The 2,389-nt window shown below is 68.8% G+C and carries 2 protein-coding genes; both read left to right on the top strand.

Going from position 1 to position 2,389, the window contains the following annotated elements; genetic code table 11:
* Nucleotides 1-34: 34 nt before the first annotated feature.
* On the top strand, nucleotides 35-586 hold the full coding sequence (locus LQV45_RS26090; RefSeq protein ID WP_230009576.1) for a tripartite tricarboxylate transporter TctB family protein: 552 nt from the start codon (nucleotides 35-37) through the stop codon (nucleotides 584-586).
* The gene (locus LQV45_RS26085; RefSeq protein WP_230009573.1) at nucleotides 579-2,111 is read left to right on the top strand and encodes a tripartite tricarboxylate transporter permease; all 1,533 of its coding nucleotides are present in this window, start codon (nucleotides 579-581) and stop codon (nucleotides 2,109-2,111) included. Before LQV45_RS26090 ends, LQV45_RS26085 begins: the two co-directional genes overlap by 8 nt.
* Nucleotides 2,112-2,389: the final 278 nt, after the last annotated feature.

The raw sequence follows: 2,389 nt of genomic DNA, 5'->3' as shown, positions 1-2,389 counted from the left end.
TATAAGAAACAAAGATCGCCCTGGTCAAGTAACAGTGTCTGACCTCGCATCAACGTCTGCACCCGCCGCGGCGCCCCCTGCGGCGCCCGCCAAGCGGCCGACCGGGGAGATCCTGTTCGCCCTCGTGTTCGTCAGCGTGGGCGTCGCGGGCCTGGCGACGGCGGGATCCATTCCGATCCCGCCGTCGGAGACCGGCATCGGCCCGCGTGCCTTCCCCTACATCGTGTGCGGCTTGCTGGTGCTGTGCGGCGCCGGGGTGGTCCTGCAGGTCCTCCGCGGCAAAGTCGGGCAGGCCGAGGACAGCGAAGATCTGGACGTGACCGCCAAGACCGACTGGGTGGCCCTGGCCAAACTGGTGGGTTTCGTGGTGCTGCACATCTTCCTGATCGAGCCGGCCGGCTGGCCGGTGGCCGCCGCCGTGCTCTTCAGCGGTGCCGCCTGGTCCCTGGACGCCAAACCCCTCTGGAAGGCGATCGCCGTGTCCGTGATCCTGGCGCTGGTGCTGCAGTACGTCTTCGGCGGCCTGCTCGGTGTTTCCCTGCCGCCAGGGCCGCTGTTCGAGGGGGTGCCGTTCTTCCATGGATAGCTTCATGCTCCTGTTCGAGGGATTCAGCACCGCGCTGCAGCCCGTCTACCTGCTCTACGCGCTGGGCGGGGTCTTCGTCGGCACCGCCGTCGGCGTGCTGCCCGGCATTGGCCCCGCCATGACCGTGGCCCTGCTCATGCCCATCACCTATGCCCTGGACCCCGCGGCCGCGTTGATCGTGTTCGCCGGGATCTACTACGGCGGCATGTACGGCGGTTCCACCACCTCCATCCTGCTGAACACGCCGGGCGAGTCCTCCTCGATCGTCACGGCGCTCGAAGGAAACAAGATGGCCAAGGCCGGCAGGGGAGCAGCAGCCCTGGCGACGGCGGCGATCGGATCCTTCATCGCGGGCACCATCGCCACGGTCCTGCTGACCTTCCTGGCGCCCGTCGTGGCCGACTTCGCCGTCGGCCTCGGCCCCGTGGACTACGTGGCCCTCATGGTGGTGGCCTTCCTGACCGTCGGTGCGCTGCTGGGCGCCTCCGTCCTGCGCGGCCTGGCATCCCTGGCGCTCGGGCTGTTCATCGGCCTGATCGGCATCGATGACAGCACGGCCCAGCAGCGCTTCACGTTCGACAACCCCACCCTGGTGGACGGCGTCGACATGGTCCTCGTGGCCGTGGGCCTCTTTGCCCTCGGCGAGGCGCTTTACGTCGCATCGAAGCTGCGGCACGGCCCGGTGGAGCTGATCCCCGTCAGCAAGGGCAAGAACGCCTGGCTGTCCAAGGAGGACTGGAAGCGGTCCTGGAAGCCGTGGCTGCGCGGAACCTTCATCGGGTTCCCGATCGGCACCGTCCCGGCCGGCGGCGCGGACGTCTCCACATTCCTGTCCTACGCCGCCGAGCGGAAGCTGGCCAAGGGCGCCAACAAGGCCCAGTTCGGCAAGGGCGCGATCGAAGGCGTCGCCGGACCGGAAGCGGCCAACAACGCCGCGGCCGCCGGTGTCCTGGTGCCGTTGCTGACCCTCGGAATCCCGACGACGGCAACGGCGGCCATGATGCTCACGGCGTTCCAGCGCTACCAGATCCAGCCCGGCCCGCTCCTGTTCGAAAACCAGGGCGCGCTTGTCTGGACCCTGATCGCGTCGCTGTACGTCGGCAACCTCATGCTCCTGGTGCTGAACCTGCCCTTGGTGGGCCTGTGGGTGAAGATCCTGCAGATCCCGCGGCCCTACCTCTACGCCGGCATCCTGGTCTTCGCCGCCCTCGGCGCGTTCTCGGTGAACTTCTCCCCGAGCGACGTCGGCATCCTGCTGGTGGTGGGCATCCTGGGCTACTTCATGCGCCGCTACGGCTATCCCGTGGCGCCCATGGTGGTGGCGATGATCCTGGGGCCGATGTTCGAGGTGCAGTTGCGGCGTTCGCTGCAGCTCTCGCAAAACGACCCCACGGCCTTGTTCTCCTCGCCGTTCGCCCTGGTGGTGTACGTCTCCATGGCACTGATCTTCGCCGCCTCGTGGTGGCTGCGCCGCCGCCAGGCAACGTTGGAGGCTGCGCCGGCGAAGGAAGCGGTGTCCGTCTAAGCGCGGGCGTTGAACTGAATTGCCGCAAATGGCCGGAATGACGACACTCATTCCGGCCATTTGCGGTAAACGGGCCCACGGGAACGCACCGCCCACGGGAACGCACCGCGCCGGGCCGCACCGCCCGGGGCCGCACCGCCCCGGGCCGCACGCCTCCGACGCCGGGCCTCACGCCTCCGACGTCGGGCGCGGCGCCGGGAGCCGCGACGGCGGGATGACGACATACAGCGGGGTCCGGATCCAGCGCTGGCCCGTCGCACGGAACTCGGCCCGGGTGG

The sequence above is a fragment of the Microbacterium sp. Bi128 genome (genome assembly GCF_918698205.1).
The sequence above is the reverse complement of the archived record's forward strand: the minus strand, read 5'-3'. Positions and strand labels throughout refer to the sequence as shown.

What these genes read in the sequence shown, in the direction of transcription:
- LQV45_RS26085 (WP_230009573.1), top strand. Translation starts at nt 579, where the DNA reads ATGGATAGCTTCATGCTCCTGTTCGAGGGATTCAGCACCGCGCTGCAG.